The 1,414-nt window shown below is 63.9% G+C and carries 1 protein-coding gene and 2 pseudogenes; 1 reads left to right on the top strand and 2 read right to left on the bottom strand.

The window, feature by feature from the left end; all coding sequences use genetic code 11:
- Positions 1–139 (top strand): annotated as a pseudogene (locus KN815_RS52680) (IS110 family transposase); the annotation flags it as partial.
- 264 nt (positions 140–403) lie between these two features.
- On the opposite strand, the pseudogene KN815_RS48685 reads toward KN815_RS52680, so the two are convergent.
- Positions 404–850, bottom strand: a pseudogene (locus tag KN815_RS48685) (tyrosine-type recombinase/integrase); the annotation flags it as partial.
- A 177-nt stretch (positions 851–1,027) separates the two neighbouring features.
- Positions 1,028–1,414, bottom strand: a 387-nt coding sequence (locus KN815_RS48680) for a hypothetical protein (protein WP_216348144.1), incomplete at its 5' end; no start/stop codon positions are given.

Below are 1,414 nucleotides of genomic sequence, written 5' to 3'. Positions count from 1 at the left end.
GGGCCTGTCGAAGAAGGACATCATGCGCTGCCTCAAGCGGCATGTCGCCCGCGAGGTCTACCGCGTCCTCATGCGATCCCTGGATCACCGCACCACCACCCGGCAAACCACACAAAGCGACCTCACTGAAGCCGCTTGACATCCATAGGAGCATCCGTGGTGTAACCAGCAGTGCCAGATGTGAACGCTGCTGCTTGTTCGCCATCCGGAGCAGTGCTGCCATGACCCCCCTGTCGCTCCAGGAGAACCGGGGCCGTGGATGGATGCGCTGTGCGACGGTGAGTTGGTGCCGGAGCATCAAGATCTCAATGTCTTTCGCCGCGCTCGACCGGGCCAGCAGCGCGAGCCATCGGAAGGTCTGGCACCCGAGCAGATAGATCAGACGTATCGCCACGACCCAGCATCATCCCTGCAGCGCCCGCCAACCTCCTGCGCTCTGGTAGATCCGAACCCGCAGGTCACCTCGGGTGACACGGTTTCCGGCACCCACAGGGTCCTCGGGGGCATCGTCGGCCGGCCGAGGGCGTTGCCAAGGGTGTCGATAGCTTGACGTTGGAGGCGGAGTCGGGCGTGGGCGTAGACGCCGATGTGGGCGTGTCCGAGGAGTTCCTTGATGACGACGAGTTCCACTCCCTGCTCCAGGAGGAGGGTCGCCGCCGAGTGGCGTAGGTGGAACCGGATGCGGCGGAGCCTGGCCCGGTGAAGCAAAGCAGTGAAGTGCCGGGTGAGGGTCCCTTTGATCGGGGTACCGTTGGGCCGAGTGAAGACGTAGCCTGTCCTGCCGACCTTCGCCCGTCGCATTTCGCTCCAGGCGCTGCTGCGCCCGGTGATGTTCGAGGGAACGCAGGCAGGGCGATGCGCCCACCTGGGGTGAACGTCGAGGAGAGCCGAAGTTCTGTGATCAGGCGGCCGAGCTGCGTGGATGATGTAGCGGCACCCGCAAGGTGATGCAGCTTCGGCAGGCGTGGCGTTACGTTGCTCATGGGAGGCCGACGGCTTAATCGTTGACGGTGAGCTTGGGGTCCTGTCAGTTGCTGGTGTTGCTGAGGTCCTGGATGCGGGCTTGTATCAGGGGGAGGATCTCGGCGGTGGCTCGTTCGACGGAGGTGGCGAGTACTTCGGCGTTGAGCTTGCGGTGCGGTAGGTGGGCGAGTTTGTCGCGCAGTGCGATGGGGCCGCTGTATGCCTGTGTGACAAGGCCATGAGATGCCTGTTTCAGCATTTCGCCGAAGGTGAGCATGCAATAGGCCAGGGCGAGGAGGCTCTGGTCGCTTGGCTTCGGTATTCCGTCGCGGATGATTGAGCGGGCCTGTTCAAGCGCTGCCGTTGCGTCGGTCAGGCGTAGCAGTTCCTGGCGCTCTCGGTCGGTGCGTGTGGTCACGCTGCCCCGCGCAGATCGTTCAGGGGTTCGGTT

This window comes from Streptomyces niphimycinicus (assembly GCF_018883605.1).
Taxonomy (GTDB): domain Bacteria; phylum Actinomycetota; class Actinomycetes; order Streptomycetales; family Streptomycetaceae; genus Streptomyces; species Streptomyces niphimycinicus.
Note: the sequence above shows the minus strand (reverse complement) of the source record. Positions and strands in the feature narration are given on the sequence as shown.